The organism is Pantoea sp. EABMAA-21, from assembly GCF_030053335.1.
Taxonomy (GTDB): Bacteria; Pseudomonadota; Gammaproteobacteria; order Enterobacterales; family Enterobacteriaceae; genus Pantoea; species Pantoea communis.
Map to the genome: position 1 here is coordinate 306472 of NZ_JASGBX010000005.1, position 17654 is coordinate 324125.

A 17654-nucleotide genomic window follows, 5' to 3' on the forward strand; every position below is an offset into this window, starting at 1 on the left:
ACCATCATGCATTCGCAACCGGACTGGGCGGCTTATATCGCTCAAATGGAACAGATTCTGGCTCTGGAGCTGGACGAAGCACGTCGCACTGAATTGCTGGTGCAGTTCAATCGCATCGCCGCCATGGCTGAACCGCTCATGGCTTTCCCGCTGGATGACCGTCTGGAAGTGGCAGGAGTGTTTCATCCATGAAACTGGCATCGTTATCCATCAAAGCGCTCAATCATGCGCTGAATCAAGGTGATATTAGCGCCCGTGAAGTGGCGCAACAGACGTTGAACGCCATTGAACAGCACAATCCTGCACTCAATGCGTGGACCGAAGTCACCGGTCAGCGCATGTTGCGCGAGGCGGATCAGGTCGATTTGCAACGCCAGCGCGGTGAAGTATTGCCTGTGCTGGCGGGTATTCCTTATGCGGTTAAAAACCTGTTTGATGTCGCCGGTCACAGCACCCTTGCTGGTGCCAGCTTATTCAGTGAACGTGCAGCGGCCCGCGAAGATGCGTGGGCGGTGAGTCGACTGCGTCAGTCCGGTGCACTGCTCTCCGGCATGCTGAATATGGATGCCTACGCTTACGGCTTTACCACCGAAAACACCCATTATGGCCCGACCCATAATCCGCGCGATTTGAGCCGCGTGGCCGGTGGTTCCTCCGGCGGCTCGGCGGCGGCCGTCGCGTCAGGCTTAGTGCACTTCTCACTGGGCACCGATACCAATGGTTCGATCCGCGTGCCGGCCTCGTTGTGCGGTATCTATGGACTCAAACCGACCTTTGGTCGCTTATCGCGCAGTGGCAGCCATCCTTTTGTCGCCAGCCTCGATCATATCGGTCCGTTTGCTCGCTCGGTGGAAGATTTGAGTCTGGTGTACGATGCGCTGCAAGGTCACGATGCCAGCGATGCTTTCCAGGCAGCGCAGGCGAAGGAACCGGCCAGTGACGGATTAGTAAAAGGCGCAGAAGGCATACGTAGCGCAGTGCTGGGTGGTTTCTTTTCGACCTGGTGCAGCGAAGAAGCGCGTGCCGCCGTGCAAGTGGTGGCACAAGCGCTGGATGCCAGCGAAGCCGTCACGTTAGCCAACGCGGAAATTGCCCGTTCAGCGGCCTTTATCCTCACCGCCTCAGAAGGCGGCAATCACTATCTGCCCGCTTTGCGCAATATTCCCGAGCAATTCGAACCGAACTCTCGCGAGCGCCTGCTGGCCGGAGCGATGCTGCCTTCCGCGTGGTATGTGCAGGCGCAGCGCTTCCGCCGTCATTTCCAACAGCAGGTGTTACCGCTGTTTGAACAATTCGATGTCCTGATTGCACCGGCGACCCCTTGCACCGCAACCACCATTGGGCAAGAGACGATTCATATTAACGGCCAGGATTTGCCGACGCGCGCCAGTATGGGCATGTTAACGCAGCCGATTTCCTTCCTCGGCTTGCCGGTCTGTACCGTGCCTTTGCAAACTGCCAGCGGATTACCGATTGGCTTACAGTTAATCGCAGCACCGTTTAAAGAACATCTTGCACTGCGCGCCGCCTGGGCACTGCAGCAGCAAGGGTTGACCCTGCCACAAACTACCCTGATGGATGCGTAACCATGACACCTGAACATATTGATCGTCCTGCTGTGCTGGCTGAGGTGACCGCTGCGTTTTACCGCTATGAAGAAGCGCTGATCAGCAACAATGTCGATGTGCTGGATGAATTGTTTTGGCACGACGATCGCACCGTGCGTTTGGGCGCAGGGGAAAATCTGTATGGCATTGATGAGATCCGTTCATTTCGCGCTGCCCGTCCATCGAAGGGATTGGCGCGCACGCTACGTAATACGGTGATCACCACCTTTGGAGATGACTACGCGGTGTGCAGCACTGAGTTTACGCGTGAAGGCGTGGAGAAGATTGGTCGCCAGCAGCAAACATGGGTGCGCATGCCTTATGGGTGGCGGATTGTCGCGGCGCAGGTGAGTTTAATGAGCTAGCGGGGTAAACCGGCGCTCGTCAGTAAGACTTAACTCGCGTGGTCAGGGCCGGTACGACAGTTCATGTCGTACCGGCCAAATGTGTCGGCGCGGAGTATCGCTGGTCGTTAAACAGCAGGAGCCGGGTGCGTCTCCATCCAGTGATCAGCGATTTGCTGGCGCGTACAAACCCACACATTCTCATGCTGCTGGATATGGTCAAGGAAACGCTGCAAGGCACGGAATTTGCCCGGGCGGCCGAGCAGTCGACAGTGCATGCCAATCGACATCATCTTCGGCGCGGTGTCGCCCTCTTCATACAACACATCAAAGGTGTCACGCAGATAGACAAAGAACTGCTCGGCGGTATTAAAACCCTGTGGCGAGGCGAAGCGCATATCGTTACATTCCAGCGTATAAGGAATGATCAGATGCGGTTTCACCGTGCCATCCTGGCAGGTCACCTGCGTCCAGAACGGAAGATCGTCGCCGTAATAATCGCTGTCATAACTGAAGCCACCGTTCTCCACCACTAAGCGGCGGGTGTTGGGGCTGTCGCGGCCGGTGTACCAGCCGGTAGGCGCTTTACCAAAGAGATCGCGCAGTACATCCACCGCCTGCTGCATGTGCTGACGTTCGGTTTTGGCATCCATCGACTGATAATGGATCCAGCGCCAGCCATGGCTGACTACGTCGTAATCCGCGACTTTGATGGCGTCCACAATCTCCGGATGACGCGCCAGCGCCATCGCCACGCCGAAAACCGTTAATGGCAATCCGCGCTTCTGGAACTCGTTGTGAATGCGCCAAAAGCCTGCGCGCGAACCGTATTCATAGAGAGAATCCATCGACATATGGCGGTCGGCGTAACTGGCGGCGCCAATGATATCGGATAGGAATTGTTCAGATCCTGCATCGCCGTGCAGCACATTGTTTTCTGCCCCCTCTTCATAGTTGAGGACAAACTGCACCGCCACTTTCGCGTTGCCCGGCCACTGTGCGTGCGGCGGATGGTTAGCATAACCAATCAGGTCACGCGGGTAGTTTTTGTTGAAGCTGTACTCTTTCTTTTCAGATACATCGCTCATTCTGTAAATTCCTTAGTCAGTCCTCAACCAGCACTTAGTTTAGGTGCTGAAATGCGCCGCTGAGCGGTTTTTCGATCGGGTAATCTAAATCGCCATGTTTACTGGTACCAAAGCCCAGCGCCACCAGTGATTCCACCATTTTTACCGCAGCGCTGACGCCATCAATCACCGGCAGACCCAGCTCTTTCGTCAGCTCCTGTGCCAGTGAGGCCATACCGCCACAGCCCAGCACTATCGCGCCGCTGCCATCTTCTCGCTTCGCCTGAATGCAACGCTGGCGCACTTTTTCCTGCGCCACACCGCTGCCATCTTCCAGCGCCAGCACCGGGAGATCGGTAGCGTGCAACGCCGCACAATGATGGCTAAAGCCATATTGTTGCAGCAGATGGCGGGCAATCACCAGGGTACGCGGTAGCGTGGTGACGATTGAAAAGCGTGTCGCCACCAGCGTTGCCGTGTGCATCGCGGCTTCCGCAATGCCGATCACCGGACCGCTGGCCAGTTCACGCGCGGCCAGCAATCCCGGATCGCCGAAACAGGCAATAATGTGGCCACTCACGCCCTGTGCTTTGCCGACCCTGACCTGTTCCAGTACGCCAATCGCCGCAATGGCTTCATCGAAGTGCCCTTCAATCGAAGGCACCCCCTGGCTCGGACACACCGCCAGAATTTCAGTTCCTGGTGCCGCTACCGCACGTGCGGCTGCACCGATGGTTTCTGTCATCGCCAGGCTGGTATTGGGGTTGATCACCTGAATCAGGCTCATGATGCGGCTCCATTGTGACCGGAAAATAACCGGGTGAAGTCGGGTAAGGTTTCGCCGCTGCGCTCAAAATGCAGGCTGGCCACGATGTGTTGGAAGTGATGCTGTAAGGCTGCGGTGAGCGCGGGAAGATCTTTCTGCCGCAGTAGCTCCACCAGCCGATCGTGATGATCGCAACGACACCCGCGCTGCCAGGGCGCACCATAGGCGGCAATCACTAATGATGAGCGCTGTGTCAGGCGCGTCACCATATCCGTCAGCACCTGATTACCGGAAATCGCCTGTAGCTGAATATGAAAAGCCGCAGAGAGCCGAATTGCCGCCGCACCATCGTGCTGTTCGTGAGCCTGCTGCTCTTCCTCAATGAGTGTGCTCAGGGCAGCAAGGTGTGGTGGCTGAACGTGAGCCAGCACCGCGGGCAAATTGGCGCACTCGAGTAAGCTGCGTGTGGCAAAGATATCGCGCGCCTCGTCAACGCCCGGCGTGGCCACTTGTGCACCACGCCTGGGCGACAAGGTGATCATTTGCACCGCCGCGAGGCGTTGTAGCACCTTGCGAATGCCGGTACGGCTCACACCAAAAGCTTCTGATAGCGCCTCTTCTGGCAATTTGCTGCCCGGTGGCAGCTGATGTTCCACAATGGCGGTGAGTAATGCCTGATAGATGGGTTCGTCGCGATCATTCAGATCGGCAGCCGTTTTCTGGCCTGTTTCGCTCTTCATTACCTGCTCCGGTAAGTATCTGTGCACAGCACATCGTATACGTGAAATTAATTTTTTGTATACAAGAAATCAATTCTGGCCTGGATCCTGCAATACCGTTTCACGCTGTGATTATTTTTCCCATGTTGTTAGAGGAGCAGGTTTCATGCCAAATCATTCTGAAGTGACCTCCGGGGTGGCCTCTGGCGCCAACGCCCACTACAGTCCACGCCTGTGTAATGAAGATCTGGCGCCCACGCGCGACCAGAACTGGTCGTGGTATAACATTTTCTCTTTCTGGATGTCGGATGTGCACAGCATGGGTGGCTATGTGGTCGCCGCCAGCTTCTTTACGTTGGGACTGGCGAGCTGGCAGGTGCTGCTTTGTCTGCTGATAGGTATCTGCATCGTGCAACTGTGTGCCAACCTCGTCGCCAAACCGAGCCAGATGGCGGGCGTGCCTTACGCGGTGATTTCACGTCAGGCATTCGGCGTGTTCGGTGCCAATATCCCCGCGGTGATTCGCGGCCTGATCGCTTTCGCCTGGTATGGCATTCAAACCTATTTAGCGGCTAATGCGCTGATGCTGGTACTGCTGAAGTTCTTCCCTTCATTAAGCGGGATGACGCAAAGCAGCTGGCTGGGGTTGTCTCAACTGGGCTGGTGCTGCTTCGGCGTGATGTGGTTCCTGCAGGCGATGGTGTTCTGGCACGGCATGAGCGCGATTAAACGCTTTATCGATGTGGCGGGTCCGGCTGTCTACGTGGTGATGGTGGCGCTAGCGGGCTGGATTGTATACAAAACCGGCTTTGACGGTATCTCCTTTACGCTGGCCAGCAAGCAGTTAAGCACTGGTGAGCAAACCTGGCAGATGATCACCGCCACCGCATTAGTGGTCTCTTACTTCTCTGGCCCATTACTCAACTTTGGTGACTTCTCTCGCTACGGTAAAAGCATGGGGGAAATCCGCCGGGGGAACCGCTGGGGCCTGCCGTTTAACTTCCTGCTGTTCTCGATTGTCACCGTGGTGATCGTGTCAGGTACCCAATCGCTGTTCGGCCGCATGATTACCGATCCCATTGAGACCGTGAGCATGGTTGGCAATGATGTCGCCGTCGCGATTGGTTTACTCACCATGATTATCGCCACTATCGGCATCAACATCGTGGCGAACTTTGTTTCCCCGGCTTTCGACTTCTCAAATTGCTCACCGCAGAAAATCAGTTTCCGTACCGGTGGAATGATTGCCGCAGTGGGTTCTGTTCTGCTGACGCCATGGAATCTGTTCCAGTCACCGGAGTTGATTCATTACACGCTGGATGTGCTGGGCTCCTTTATCGGCCCGCTGTTTGGCATTTTGGTGGCCGATTTTTATCTGATTAAGCGCAGCAAGGTTTACGTGGACGACCTGTTTGATGACACACCAAAAGGACGCTACTGGTATCGCGGGGGCTTTAACCCGAAAGCGATTGCCGCACTGCTGCCGTCGGTAGGTATTTGCCTGGTGATCAGCTTTATTCCGTCACTGCATGCCGTGGCAAACTTCAGCTGGTTTATTGGTGTGGCATTAGGTGCAGGTTGCTATCGCTGGCTGGCTCGCGCCGATCGTGAAGTCTCAGTGGGCACCTATCGTCAGGAAGTGGCGGTGCAGAAGGATTGATCTGGTGATCAGGTTGGCGCCGATGCCAGCCTGAAAAAGCAAAAAGCCGATGCATTTCTGCATCGGCTTCTTTAATGATTGGCGGAACGGACGGGGCTCGAACCCGCGACCCCCTGCGTGACAGGCAGGTATTCTAACCAACTGAACTACCGCTCCGCGCTTTGTTCCCCGTCGAGAACGAGGCGAATATTAATGGCAGCCTTATGAACCGTCAATGCTTTTTCTGAGGGAATGAATCGTTTGCCGATTTTTTCAGCTTTACGTTGCTTTTCCACGCAAAATCAGCCCATTCAGGCCCGCCACAGGCAGCTTCCGCCCTTCTTCAACACTAAATCCAGACGGCTTTCATGTGCGATAATCTCATCATCGCTGGCGTTGACCACGCGTAATCCTGAACTCGGACGCACGATGCGCTGAATGTTATCGCCGGTATTTTGGCTGCTCTGATCGCCTTCCGCCGAGAAAGCCAGCGAAGTTTGGCCGCCCGTCATCATCAGGAACACTTCAGCCAGAATTTCGGCATCGAGCAATGCGCCGTGCAGCGTACGTTTGCTGTTGTCGATTTCGTAGCGATTACACAGTGCATCAAGGCTATTGCGCTTGCCTGGATACATTTTACGCGCCATCGCCAGGCTATCTGTCACCTGACAGAAGGTGTCGGTTTTGCCGATACCGCGCTTAAGCATGCCAAACTCATAATCCATAAAGCCGATATCGAACGACGCGTTATGGATCACCAGCTCTGCACCACGGATGTATTCGAGGAATTCATCGGCGATGTCTGCAAACATCGGCTTATCGGCAAGAAACTCATCGGCAATACCGTGAACGCCGAAAGCTTCCGGATCCACCAGCCGATCGGGCTTGAGATACATATGGAAGTTGTTGCCGGTCAGGCGACGGTTAATCACCTCAACCGCACCGATTTCAATGATGCGATGTCCTTCATAGTGCACACCGATCATGTTCATGCCGGTGGTTTCGGTATCGAGGACGATCTGGCGGTTATTTGCAGTGCTCATAGGACTCGTTTTATGTCAGACTTGGCGTTTTGTCAGAAGGAAGTCTACCAGAGATGCGCAAACAGGTAGAAATATTCACCGATGGATCCTGCCTGGGCAATCCCGGCCCCGGCGGTTACGGTGCCATTTTACGTTATGGCCCACATGAAAAAGAGTTCAGCGCCGGTTATCGACTCACGACCAACAACCGCATGGAAATGATGGCGGCGATTGTGGCGTTAGAGGCGCTAACGCAGCCCTGCGAAGTGGTGCTCAGCACCGACAGTCAGTATGTGCGCCAGGGCATCACCAGTTGGATCCATAACTGGAAAAAGCGCGGCTGGAAAACGGCCGATAAAAAGCCGGTGAAAAATGTCGATCTCTGGAAGCGGCTCGATCTCGCGCTCAGCCACCATGAAATAAAGTGGGAATGGGTAAAAGGCCACGCCGGTCACCCGGAAAACGAGCGCTGCGACGAACTGGCACGCAGCGCAGCCGGTCATCCGACGCAGGATGATGTCGGCTATCAGGTCGAATCCTGATCCTTCACTGCACGAAATTGCCGGGTGGCATTCACCGTTTGTCTGACCTGCGCTTTGTTTAAGCTCTTCTTCGCTTTGGTGGGCGTTAATGGGAATGTTCGTTTGCGTGCCACCACAATGTTCAGACATCCCAGCGCGGGCAGGTGCGCACTGATTACTTTGCCGCCCTGCCGATGCCACGGCACCACTTGAAAACGGGTGCGATAGACCACTTCATAGTTGAGCAGGCTGAGCCAGTCGAGCAAGCGTACCTGGCTGAACATGCGTCCGCTCCATGGCGCACGGGCGTGCAAACCCGGGATACCTTTGCTGATCCCCAGCAAGCTGAACGGGTTGAACCCGCTGATAATCATCCAACCATCGTCAATCAGGACGCGATCCACTTCTCGTAACACGCGATGGGGATCCTGACTCCATGCCAGGGTATGCGCCATCAAACAAGCATCAATCGATTTCGCTTCAAAAGGTAATTGCGTGGTATTGGCGATCACCTGCAAGTCATCGCCCTCAATGCCCACATTTACCTGATGCGATATGGCACACTGACGGGTATTGATTTCTGCGCTGAGGCTGCCAAGTTTAAGCATATGAAAGCCATACAGCTTTCCAAGGTAAGGCTGCAACTGCTGCGTGAGTGCATCGCGAAAATAATCGCCCCATGGCATATCGCGCCAGGAGCGCGGCGCAGTCAGAACCTGGCGTGTTTTCGCTGGCTTCATGCTCTACCATCATCCTTTTTCTACGACCTGAGAGGTGTTTATGAATCTTACCAGTATTCCCGCGTTGCAGGATAACTACATCTGGACACTGACGGACGATGATAAAAACTGTCTGATCGTCGATCCCGGCGAGGCTCAACCGGTGCTGGATAAAATCAGAGTCAACAAGTGGCAACCGGTGGCCATTTTACTCACGCATCATCATCACGATCATGTCGGCGGTGTCGCCGAATTATTGCAACACTATCCCGATATCGCGGTTTACGGACCAGAGGAAACCGCGGATAAGGGGGCAAAACACATCGTCTCTGAGAATGATGAATTTACCCTGCTTGGGCTAGATTTCCGTGTCATCGCAACACCCGGACACACTTTAGGACATATCTCATATTTCAGTTCACCTTATCTTTTCTGTGGTGACACGATGTTTTCTGGCGGCTGTGGAAGATTATTTGAAGGCACAGCAGAACAAATGTTTGATTCATTTCAAAAGCTTAACCAACTCCCTGCGGACACCTTGATTTGCTGCGCTCATGAGTACACTTTATCCAATATGAAGTTTGCTGCGGCTATTCTGCCTCATGACACGAAAATTTTGGCAAGGTATCAGCAAATTAAGGACTTACGTGCAGAAAATCGCATTACTTTGCCAACAAAACTGGCACTTGAGCGGGATATAAATTTATTTCTCCGTACGCAAGATGCTGATTTACAAAAGGCTTTGGGGACTAATGTTGCTTCCTCCCCGTTATGGCAAACTTTCGCTGATCTACGCGAGAAGAAAGACCGTTTTTGATATTTAAGGTTGTGTTGTGTGTACCCCTAACGTATAGTTGCTCGTCTTTTAAGCGAACTATTGACACACACATGAAGGCTAAAGCGATCTTACTCGCCTCGGTCTTGCTGGTAGGATGTCAGGCATCAAGGAATGACGCCAATATCCCCGTACAGCATGCACAGAGCCTGTCTTCAGCTGGTCAAGGTGAAAATGGAAAGTACGGAGATCAATTATTATCGCAGCGCTGGCAGGATGATGGAACAAGCCTCGCAGAAGATACCGATCTCTGGAATCACATTAGTGACGAGTTGAAGATGGGGATTCCGGAAAACCCCCGGATCCGCGAACAAAAAACAAAGTTTTTAAAAAATAAGAGCTATCTCCACGATGTAACATTACGGGCAGAGCCGTACATGTACTGGATTGTCGAGCAGATACAGAAACGTAAAATGCCGATGGAACTGGTACTGCTACCCATAGTGGAGAGCGCTTTTGACCCACATGCAACATCTTCTGCGAATGCCGCTGGCATCTGGCAGATTGTTGCACAAACGGGCAAAAACTATGGTTTGAAACAGAACCAATGGTATGACGGACGCCGCGATGTGGTGGCCTCGACCAAAGTTGCGCTGGATATGATGCAGCGTCTGAACGGTATGTTTGACGGTGACTGGTTGTTAACAGTGGCCGCCTATAACAGCGGTGAAGGACGCGTGCTGAAAGCGATAAAACAGAATAAGGCGCGCGGCAAGCCGACTGATTTCTGGCACTTATCGTTACCACGCGAAACCACGGTCTATGTACCTAAGATGTTGGCCTTGAGTGAAATCCTCAAGAACAACAAGCAGTACGGTATCAAATTGCCGACCCCGAACGAAAGCCGTGCTTTAGCACGTGTGGAAGTGGGACAGCAAATTGAACTGACGCAGGCTGCAGATATGGCCGGCATGTCGCTCAACAAGTTGAAGAGCTTCAACGCCGGTTATAAAAATGGCACCACTGCGCCAAACGGACCGCACTATATTATGGTGCCTAAGTCCAACGTTGCTAAACTGCGCAATTCACTGGCATCCGGTGACATTGCATCCGTGCAGCCTGTTGAAATGGCGAAAGTCAGTGCAGCAGGAAACAACTACACGGTACGCAAAGGCGACACCTTGTCAGCAATTGCTAACAAGCTTGGCGTCAGCGTCAGTGCACTGAAACAGCAGAACAACTTGCGTAGCGCTTCCGTTCGCATCGGTCAGAAATTGACGGTGGGCGGTAAAGCAACGCAGTTGGCGGATAACGGCAACAGCATCACCTACCGTGTACGTAAGGGTGATTCTTTTGCCAGTATTGCAAAACGTCATGGTGTGAACACCCAGGATGTTATGCGCTGGAACAGTGACGCTAAAGACATTCAGCCGGGCGATAAGCTCACGCTGTTTGTGAAGAATAGCGCAACACCTGATACCTAATGCGTCGAAAAGGCTGACTTTTGTCAGCCTTTTTCATTTTTATTACCTCAACGAGGTCGTGGCAACCTGTTATCTCTCTCCTCTCTCCTCATTCCCCTTCTGAAGACTTTTATCCCGATTAAAAACCCTTAGACGTGATGTTAGTCAAATATCCACCTGGAGCAACTTGTATGGTAGAAGCCAACCGATAGTGTTAACGAAAGGCGCCGCATTCGTAATTTAAATGTTACATGGCGTGCATTCACTCTATCGCTGAACCGTGAGTTCAGTGATTTGATAAACCATCGGTAGGATAAGGGTTGAGAATGAGCGATAGCCTTAACGAACAGCTTAAGGAAGCAGGTAATGCTTCAGGGCAGCAAACGAACACGACAACACCACGCTGGTTACCACGTGCCCATTCTTTATCATGGGCCATGCTGGTCATCACGACACTTGCTATCTTGATGAACTCGATAGACCGTATCATCTTACCCACCCTATTGCCGGCAATAATGAAGGATTTCAATCTTAGTGAAGTGCAGGCTGGGTGGATTAACTCGCTAAGCTTCTTCGGTACGTTATCAGGTGCGGTGCTATTTGGCCTGCTTTCCGATTATATCGGTAGCGGTTATCGCCGCTGCTATAGCTGGTGCCTGGCAGTTTTGGTGGAGATCATATCTGGTGTTGCTACAGCATTTTGCAAATCGCTGGGGGCATTTCAGGCGCTGCGTGTTTTTATGGGGATGGGTACCGGCGGCTCAGAGCCAATTAATGTGGCATTGCTCGGCGAGTGGTGGCAAAAAGAAAATCGAGGTTTCGCCATTGGCGTACATCACACCGGTTTTCCGCTTGGGCAATTCATTGGTCCGATTTTAATTGCTGCGATTTTAATGTTTGGTGATTGGCGCCATGCATTTCTGTTTATCCCTTTGATCGGATTAATCATCGTGGTATTGCAGTTGATTATAGGAACCAAAAAAAATCATCAACGCGTCTTTAATTGGATCGACGAACACAAACTGACTCGCCCGATCGAAGCCAAACCGCAGAAATCCAGCCTGAAAAATTCCTTTAGCTGCCTTAAAAACCGTAATTGCCTGATGGCGATTGCACTGGTCTTTGGTTTTATCTGGGCTGAAATGGGGATTGCAAACTTCTTAACCCTCCAACTCACACGTGAGGTCGGTTTGGACCTATCCACCGCCGCCATCATTTCGGGTGCTTCGGGCATCACCGGCTGGATTGGTCAGATCGTTTGGGCAGTTTTTCGGATAAACGCGGGCGTAAGACATCTCTGACGATCATTATCGCGGGCTGGATCCTTGCCTGTTCGCTCTGCATTTTTATTCATTCTGTTGCACTTGCCTGGGGGATCCTGATTTTTTGGGGGCTGTTCCGCAATTCGCCCTATCCTGTTGCGTATGCGCTGCTGATTGATCCTTCAACTCATGCAGCAGCTTCGAGCCTTGGATTGATGATTGGTTTGGCGGTGGGTATCGCTGGCATTCTGGTCGCCCCTGTTAGCGGCTGGATTATCCATACGTGGGGTTTCAGCGTGCACTATGCCGTAATCGTCGGGATGCTGCTGCTTTCTTGCATTCCCCTTGCCCTGCTCAAAGAAACGGTAAATGTGAATAAGTGAGGATGACATGACAGCTCTCTGGAAACAGATTCGCAGCAGCAAAATAGTAGCACTGAGTCATTTACATCAAACCAGCATGCCCGTATGGCCGACACACCCGAAATTTATCCGTGCGGATAATGAAACTTATTCAACCGGCGATGGAAATTATAACTGCCAGATAATCATGGGGGATCATTGCGGGACCCATGTCGATGCTCCCTCACACTTTATTGAAGGTGGCAAGACAATTGAAAACATTGATGTATGCCAGTTAATGGGCCGGGGCCTGCTGCTGGATATGCGACATATTGCGCCCAGCCACACTTTTGGTGTTAAGGATATTCAACTTTGGGAAAGGGACTTTGGCGCAATTGAGGCTGATGACATCGTCATTTTTCGCACAGGCTGGCATGAAAAATGGGCTCTTGAACCCGATCACAGCGCATTTCTGCAGGATTGGCCGGGGCTTTCTGCAGAAGGTGCTGCTTATCTGATTGCAAAAGGTGTAAAGGTATTTGGCACCGATGCCCTCTCGCTTGATGCCTTTGGCAATGCAGAAAATCCCGCGCATTTAGCTGTACTGGGTAACGATAATCTTATTATCGAAAATCTGGCCAACTTAGAGATGTTGCCTGCGCACTTTTGCTTTCTTGCACTACCACTTCGAATTGAACGCGGGTCAGCCTCGCCGGTGCGGGCGATTGCGTTCATTGAGACTTAGCGGGCAAGCGCTGTTGGCGTGAACTCGACTAACAGTGGATTGTGATCAGAAGCGCGCGTGACCAGCACAGAAGCCTCGCTAACTTTCATATCACGGTAGAAGACAAAATCTAACGGACGGCCAAACGCTTTACGCCGATGGTCATCCGTGAAATTCACTTCGTGTAATGCCATCTCTGCGGCAAAGCGATACAGCGCGTTCATGCGCTGACGGCTCCAGGCATTGAAATCGCCGGCCATGATCACCGGTCCGCGATGATGTTGAATCTGTTCGCCAATCGGCCCAAGTTGCTTGCTGTAGACATCCACACCCAGGCTGAAATTCACCGCGTGAATATTGACCACCATCAGCATTTCGCCGGTCGGCAGTGGATAGGCCGTCACCAGCGCCGATTTTGCCAGGCGTAATAAAGGTTCGCGCTCACGCAATGGACAGCAATACACAGGATGCGCAGAAGCGAGCGTCATCACGCCGGAGGGATGTTGGGGTAAGACGAAGGCAGGTACCTGATCGGCCGCCAGATAGTTACTGGTGGCGAATTTGACCAACTCAGGGGTGGTTTGTGCTTCCTGAAGTAAAACCAGGTGAGCATCTTTGCCGAAACCCTGCAGTACGGACATCCAATCAGCCCGCTGCTGCTTGAAGATATTCCATACTAAAACCCGCAATGCAGGATCCGCAGGTAACGGTGCACCAGGCGGCAGCGCCTGTCCCAGATGCAACATCGCCCCAGGCGGAAATATCCGCTCTGCAGGCTGACCCGCTGTATAACGCATTGCATATGTTTTCTTTCGCACTTTCCCGCCTGGCTGATTTACGACTAAAACTTCACCTGACAGTTATAGGGATTTTAGGACAGGGTTTCAATTGGCGTTGTTAATTGTCGGAATTAGCTTCACAGCATATTACGGTAACAACCCGCCCTTTAGCGGGTTGTTGACCTCATTATTCCGTGGCAAATGCAGTACGGGGTTTGTCGAGCTGACCGCTCAGTCTTACCAGCAATAGCGCGATAAAAACAATGACAGCGCCAACCCAAGGGGTTTGAGCCAGACCGTAGTGTTCGACAATATGACCACCAACCAATGACCCTAGAGCAATCCCGATGTTAAACGCCGCGATATTCAGTCCTGACGCCACATCAACTGCACCAGGCGCATAGGACTCAGCCTTCTGCACCACATAGACCTGCAGGCCCGGTACGTTAGCGAAGGCAAAAATCCCCATTACCAGCACCGTTGCCAGCGCCATAAAGTGTGTATTAGCCGTAAACTGGAATATCAACAGCAATACCGCCAATGTGCTAAAGATCAGCGTTAACGCGGGTACAGCCCCGTGACGATCGGCCAACTTGCCACCCCAGATATTACCGATGGCGACGGAGATACCGTATCCCAGCAGAATGACACTGACCGCTGCAGGGGAAAAACCGGCCAATGACTGCATCATCGGCGCCAGGAAAGTGAAGGCGGTAAACACGCCGCCGTAGCCCAACGCGGTAATAGCATAGATTAATAGCAGGCGTGGGTTCACCATGACGCGCGCTTGCTGTGCCAAAGTGGTAACAGGTGGCTGCGCAACATTACGCGGTATCAGTACCATGCTGCTGACTAAAGCAATGACACCTAACAAGGAAACTGCGAGGAAACTTTCACGCCACCCAAAGTGCTGACCAATCAGTGTACCCAAGGGCACTCCGGTTACCAATGCCACCGTCAGACCGCCAAACATGATGGCGATGGCACTTGCAGCCTTCTCCTTACTCACCAGACTGGTCGCAATCGTTGAACCGACCGAGAAGAATACACCGTGCGCGAGTCCCGTTAGCAAGCGAGCAACGACCAACGTCTCATAGTTCGGTGCCAACCAGGCGACCAGGTTGCCCACCGTAAAAAGCACCATCAGCCCTATCAGCAGTGGCTTGCGCGGCACTTTGCCGGTTAAAGCAGTAAGCACTGGCGCCCCCACGGCGACACCAAGGGCGTAAATTGAGACCAACATACCTGCTGAAGGTAGCGTGATGTTAAGTTGTTCCGCAATCGTAGGAATAAGACCGACGATAACGAATTCTGTGGTTCCGATAGCGAAGGCGCTGATAGTCAGCGCCCAGAGTGCAAGTGGCATGATTGACTCCCATGAATGTTTTGATGGGCGTCATTATCGACTCATGCTTTAATGACAAAAAGATGCAAAGTGAGAATAGACTTTTGCCTCGGGGAGCATAATGAAAGCATCGTCGGATGAGTTGAAAGTTTTTATTGCTGTGGTCGAAAGCGGTAGTTTTAGCCGTGCGGCGGAACAACTGCAGATGGCGAATTCGGCGGTGAGCCGTACAGTTAAAAAGCTGGAGAATAAACTTGGAGTGGCATTACTCACGCGCACCACGCGTCAGCTCGCGCTCACTCAGGAAGGTGAGGACTACTTTAAACGCGTTCAGAAACTTATGCAGGAGATGTCGACCGCTGAAAATGAGCTCATGGAACGTCAGCAGGCTCCGCAAGGTCTTCTGCGCATAGACGCTGCCACGCCGGTCATTCTGCATTTGATTCTGCCGATGATTAAACCCTTCCGTGAGCGCTACCCCGACGTCACCCTGTCGCTTATCTCGTCGGAGAGCTTTATCAATCTGATTGAACGTAAAGTCGATGTAGCTATTCGCGCAGGCAACCTGACGGATTCGACCTTACGAGCACGTTTGCTGTTTATCAGCTATCGCAAATTGGTAGCAACTCCGGCTTATCTGGCGAAAAGGGGTGTCCCCCTCTCTACATCGGATTTGATAAATCATGAATGCCTTGGATTTGTAGAACCGCTGCGCCTGAACCGTTGGCCTGTGTCTGAGAATGGTCATGACCTTTATGACATCGTGCCGGGAATGTCCTCAAACAGCGGTGAAACTATTAAACAACTTTGTCTCGATGATCAAGGTATCGCTTGTTTGTCCGATTATATGGTAGACAGTGAAATCGCGGATGGGACATTTATTGAGGTGTTGGCACAACAGCGAGTACCCGTAGCGATGCCGTTCAACGCGGTCTATTACAGCGATCTGGGCGTTAGCCAACGTGCACGTGCTTTTATCGACTTTCTCAGTGAGTGGGTTAAGCAACAGCCCTGGCGAATGCAGGGCTGAATACTTCGTCACTTAATCCCAGTCCGGAGCCAACCCTTCAGGGCTAACCAACCGCTGCTGGCGATCCAGTGATGAGATGCTTTTCATATCCTCCGCATCAAGCGTTAAGTTAGCAGCATCCATATTGCTGGCCAGATTATCGCGCTTAGTTGAAGAAGGGATCACGCTGAAGCCAGATTGCATCGCCCACGCCAGAACGATTTGTGCCGGTGTCGCCTGATGTTTGTGCGCAATCGACTGGATGGTCGCATCCCTTAGTGCCTCTCCATAAGCCAGTGTCATGTAAGACGTGATGTGCATTCCTTGCTGCTTAGCAAATTCAACCACCTCGCTGTTTTGCAGGAAGGGATGGAGTTCAATCTGGTTGGTGGCAATATTTTCAATGCCAACTGCGGCAATGGCCTCTCTCATTAGCGCAATCGGGAAGTTCGATATGCCAATCTGGCGCGTCAGGCCCGCCTCTTTCGCTGCCATTAATGCCTGCATACTCTCTTTCACCGGGACTGCTGCGCCGGGTGAAGGCCAGTGGATCAATGTAAGATCAACATAATTGGTGCGCAGTTTTGACAGACTTTGCTGCAAACTCGGTATTAGCTTTTCAGCCGATAGGTTTTCGATCCAGATCTTGGTAGTAATAAAGAGTTGATGACGAGCTATGCCACTTTCAGCAATAGCCTGACCAACAGCGGCTTCATTTTCATAGATTTGGGCAGTATCGACCGCACGGTATCCGAGTTCCAGTGCCGTTTTCACGGAATGGATTACAACATCATCTTGCAGGCGAAAAGTGCCTAAACCAAAGGCTGGGATTGTCATGATTTCCTCATCGTTTGTGGATTATTGCGATGGGAAGTATTTTGGCAGCTTTATTGTTGACGAAAAATCCGCTTATAAGCAGAAGAATATTGCGTTTAAATCAATAATTAACACTGAATTTTGCACATGAAAAAGCCCTGACTTATTAAGTCAGGGCTATTCAATTAAGTGGCGGAACGGACGGGGCTCGAACCCGCGACCCCCTGCGTGACAGGCAGGTATTCTAACCAACTGAACTACCGCTCCACCGATTCTGTACCAAAATCAGAAAACCGTTCTGACTTCGTGTGTTTCGCCCTTTCAGTGTCACCTGAAAGGTCACGACTCACGAATGAGTCTTAAATTGATGCCTGGCAGTTCCCTACTCTCGCATGGGGAGGCCCCACACTACCATCGGCGCTACGGCGTTTCACTTCTGAGTTCGGCATGGGGTCAGGTGGGACCACCGCGCTACAGCCGCCAGGCAAATTCTTGTGCTCTGTCCTGTGTCTTTTGTGCTGATGCTGCGTTGCTCTCCCTCGCGTAACTCAGTCACATACCTCAGTATGCTCCTTCGTTCCGTCCCGGTCGGCGCCTTGCCTCAGCGCAAAATCCTTCGGACTTAACTCCGCAGGACATCGCTAATTCTTTTATCCGGATGAACAAAGCTGAAAATCTACTTCTGCGTCTCTCAAAAACGCCTCTGGCGTTGTAAGGTTAAGCCTCACGGGTCATT

At 52.4% G+C, this 17654-nt stretch carries 19 protein-coding genes, 2 tRNA genes and 1 rRNA gene; 11 read left to right on the plus strand and 11 right to left on the minus strand.

What is annotated here, in order from left to right; translation table 11 throughout:
* Positions 1 to 6: 6 nt before the first annotated feature.
* From hpxX to hpxZ, 3 genes are read left to right on the plus strand one after another with little or no spacing between them, the layout of a single operon-like run.
* On the plus strand, positions 7 to 192 hold the full coding sequence (hpxX, locus tag QMZ65_RS10250) for an oxalurate catabolism protein HpxX (RefSeq protein WP_211727993.1): 186 nt from the start codon (positions 7 to 9) through the stop codon (positions 190 to 192).
* Positions 189 to 1586: an AtzE family amidohydrolase gene (locus QMZ65_RS10255; protein ID WP_211727992.1), complete on the plus strand. Its 1398-nt coding sequence runs from the start codon at positions 189 to 191 to the stop codon at positions 1584 to 1586. Before hpxX ends, QMZ65_RS10255 begins: the two co-directional genes overlap by 4 nt.
* Positions 1587 to 1588: 2 nt before the next feature.
* Complete coding sequence (hpxZ, locus tag QMZ65_RS10260) at positions 1589 to 1972, plus strand: oxalurate catabolism protein HpxZ (RefSeq protein WP_097117571.1); 384 nt, start codon at positions 1589 to 1591, stop codon at positions 1970 to 1972.
* Between the two features lie 107 nt (positions 1973 to 2079).
* On the opposite strand, the gene puuE is transcribed toward hpxZ, so the two are convergent.
* The 3 genes from puuE to QMZ65_RS10275 are packed head-to-tail and all read right to left on the minus strand — an operon-like array spanning position 2080 to position 4524.
* Complete coding sequence (gene puuE / locus QMZ65_RS10265) at positions 2080 to 3039, minus strand: allantoinase PuuE (protein WP_097117572.1); 960 nt, start codon at positions 3037 to 3039, stop codon at positions 2080 to 2082.
* 34 nt (positions 3040 to 3073) lie between these two features.
* The gene (gene hpxA / locus QMZ65_RS10270) at positions 3074 to 3805 is read right to left on the minus strand and encodes an allantoin racemase (protein WP_283215938.1); all 732 of its coding nucleotides are present in this window, start codon (positions 3803 to 3805) and stop codon (positions 3074 to 3076) included.
* On the minus strand, positions 3802 to 4524 hold the full coding sequence (locus QMZ65_RS10275) for a GntR family transcriptional regulator (RefSeq protein ID WP_097117574.1): 723 nt from the start codon (positions 4522 to 4524) through the stop codon (positions 3802 to 3804). Before QMZ65_RS10275 ends, hpxA begins: the two co-directional genes overlap by 4 nt.
* A 145-nt stretch (positions 4525 to 4669) precedes the next feature.
* On the opposite strand from QMZ65_RS10275, the gene QMZ65_RS10280 reads away from it, so the two are divergent.
* Positions 4670 to 6163, plus strand: a complete 1494-nt coding sequence (locus QMZ65_RS10280; RefSeq protein ID WP_097117575.1) for an NCS1 family nucleobase:cation symporter-1 — start codon at positions 4670 to 4672, stop codon at positions 6161 to 6163.
* A gap of 79 nt (positions 6164 to 6242) precedes the next feature.
* Here the strand turns inward: QMZ65_RS10280 and QMZ65_RS10285 are convergent.
* Both QMZ65_RS10285 and dnaQ read right to left on the minus strand, forming a co-directional pair.
* Positions 6243 to 6319: transfer RNA gene (locus QMZ65_RS10285), tRNA-Asp, on the minus strand.
* A 134-nt stretch (positions 6320 to 6453) separates the two neighbouring features.
* Positions 6454 to 7185: a DNA polymerase III subunit epsilon gene (dnaQ, locus tag QMZ65_RS10290; RefSeq protein ID WP_034825408.1), complete on the minus strand. Its 732-nt coding sequence runs from the start codon at positions 7183 to 7185 to the stop codon at positions 6454 to 6456.
* Between the two features lie 53 nt (positions 7186 to 7238).
* Between dnaQ and rnhA the strand changes: the two genes are divergently transcribed.
* Positions 7239 to 7706, plus strand: a complete 468-nt coding sequence (gene rnhA, locus QMZ65_RS10295; RefSeq protein ID WP_034825410.1) for a ribonuclease HI — start codon at positions 7239 to 7241, stop codon at positions 7704 to 7706.
* On the opposite strand, the gene QMZ65_RS10300 is transcribed toward rnhA, so the two are convergent.
* Positions 7691 to 8425, minus strand: coding sequence for a class I SAM-dependent methyltransferase (locus tag QMZ65_RS10300; protein ID WP_097117577.1), 735 nt, complete (start codon positions 8423 to 8425; stop codon positions 7691 to 7693). The genes rnhA and QMZ65_RS10300 overlap by 16 nt on opposite strands.
* A 40-nt stretch (positions 8426 to 8465) precedes the next feature.
* On the opposite strand from QMZ65_RS10300, the gene gloB reads away from it, so the two are divergent.
* The 5 genes from gloB (at position 8466) to QMZ65_RS10325 (ending at position 12990) form a co-directional block, all read left to right on the plus strand.
* Positions 8466 to 9221, plus strand: coding sequence for a hydroxyacylglutathione hydrolase (gloB, locus tag QMZ65_RS10305; protein ID WP_283215939.1), 756 nt, complete (start codon positions 8466 to 8468; stop codon positions 9219 to 9221).
* Positions 9222 to 9292: 71 nt separating this feature from the next.
* The gene (gene mltD / locus QMZ65_RS10310) at positions 9293 to 10663 is read left to right on the plus strand and encodes a murein transglycosylase D (protein ID WP_034825415.1); all 1371 of its coding nucleotides are present in this window, start codon (positions 9293 to 9295) and stop codon (positions 10661 to 10663) included.
* Positions 10664 to 10968: 305 nt separating this feature from the next.
* On the plus strand, positions 10969 to 11943 hold the full coding sequence (locus QMZ65_RS10315; RefSeq protein WP_283215940.1) for an MFS transporter: 975 nt from the start codon (positions 10969 to 10971) through the stop codon (positions 11941 to 11943).
* Positions 11901 to 12287 carry an MFS transporter gene (locus tag QMZ65_RS10320; protein ID WP_283215941.1) on the plus strand — a complete coding sequence of 129 codons (387 nt, stop codon included), beginning with the start codon at positions 11901 to 11903 and terminating at the stop codon, positions 12285 to 12287. Before QMZ65_RS10315 ends, QMZ65_RS10320 begins: the two co-directional genes overlap by 43 nt.
* 7 nt (positions 12288 to 12294) lie before the next feature.
* Positions 12295 to 12990 carry a cyclase family protein gene (locus tag QMZ65_RS10325; RefSeq protein WP_283215942.1) on the plus strand — a complete coding sequence of 232 codons (696 nt, stop codon included), beginning with the start codon at positions 12295 to 12297 and terminating at the stop codon, positions 12988 to 12990.
* Here QMZ65_RS10325 and QMZ65_RS10330 read toward each other — a convergent pair.
* A complete protein-coding gene (locus QMZ65_RS10330; protein WP_058961574.1) occupies positions 12987 to 13787 on the minus strand; it encodes an endonuclease/exonuclease/phosphatase family protein in 801 nt (266 codons plus the stop codon). The two genes, QMZ65_RS10325 and QMZ65_RS10330, sit on opposite strands and share 4 nt — an antisense overlap.
* A gap of 148 nt (positions 13788 to 13935) precedes the next feature.
* On the minus strand, positions 13936 to 15114 hold the full coding sequence (locus tag QMZ65_RS10335) for an MFS transporter (protein WP_097117582.1): 1179 nt from the start codon (positions 15112 to 15114) through the stop codon (positions 13936 to 13938).
* A 100-nt stretch (positions 15115 to 15214) separates the two neighbouring features.
* Here QMZ65_RS10335 and yafC point away from each other — a divergent pair, with 100 nt between their 5' ends.
* Complete coding sequence (gene yafC / locus QMZ65_RS10340; RefSeq protein WP_283215943.1) at positions 15215 to 16123, plus strand: DNA-binding transcriptional regulator YafC; 909 nt, start codon at positions 15215 to 15217, stop codon at positions 16121 to 16123.
* Positions 16124 to 16135: 12 nt separating this feature from the next.
* Here yafC and dkgB read toward each other — a convergent pair whose 3' ends face one another.
* The 3 genes from dkgB to rrf form a co-directional block, all read right to left on the minus strand.
* Positions 16136 to 16939: a 2,5-didehydrogluconate reductase DkgB gene (dkgB, locus tag QMZ65_RS10345; RefSeq protein ID WP_160834045.1), complete on the minus strand. Its 804-nt coding sequence runs from the start codon at positions 16937 to 16939 to the stop codon at positions 16136 to 16138.
* Positions 16940 to 17108: 169 nt separating this feature from the next.
* Positions 17109 to 17185 (minus strand) — tRNA-Asp (locus tag QMZ65_RS10350).
* A gap of 102 nt (positions 17186 to 17287) precedes the next feature.
* A 5S ribosomal RNA gene (rrf, locus tag QMZ65_RS10355) occupies positions 17288 to 17403 on the minus strand.
* Positions 17404 to 17654 lie beyond the last annotated feature (251 nt).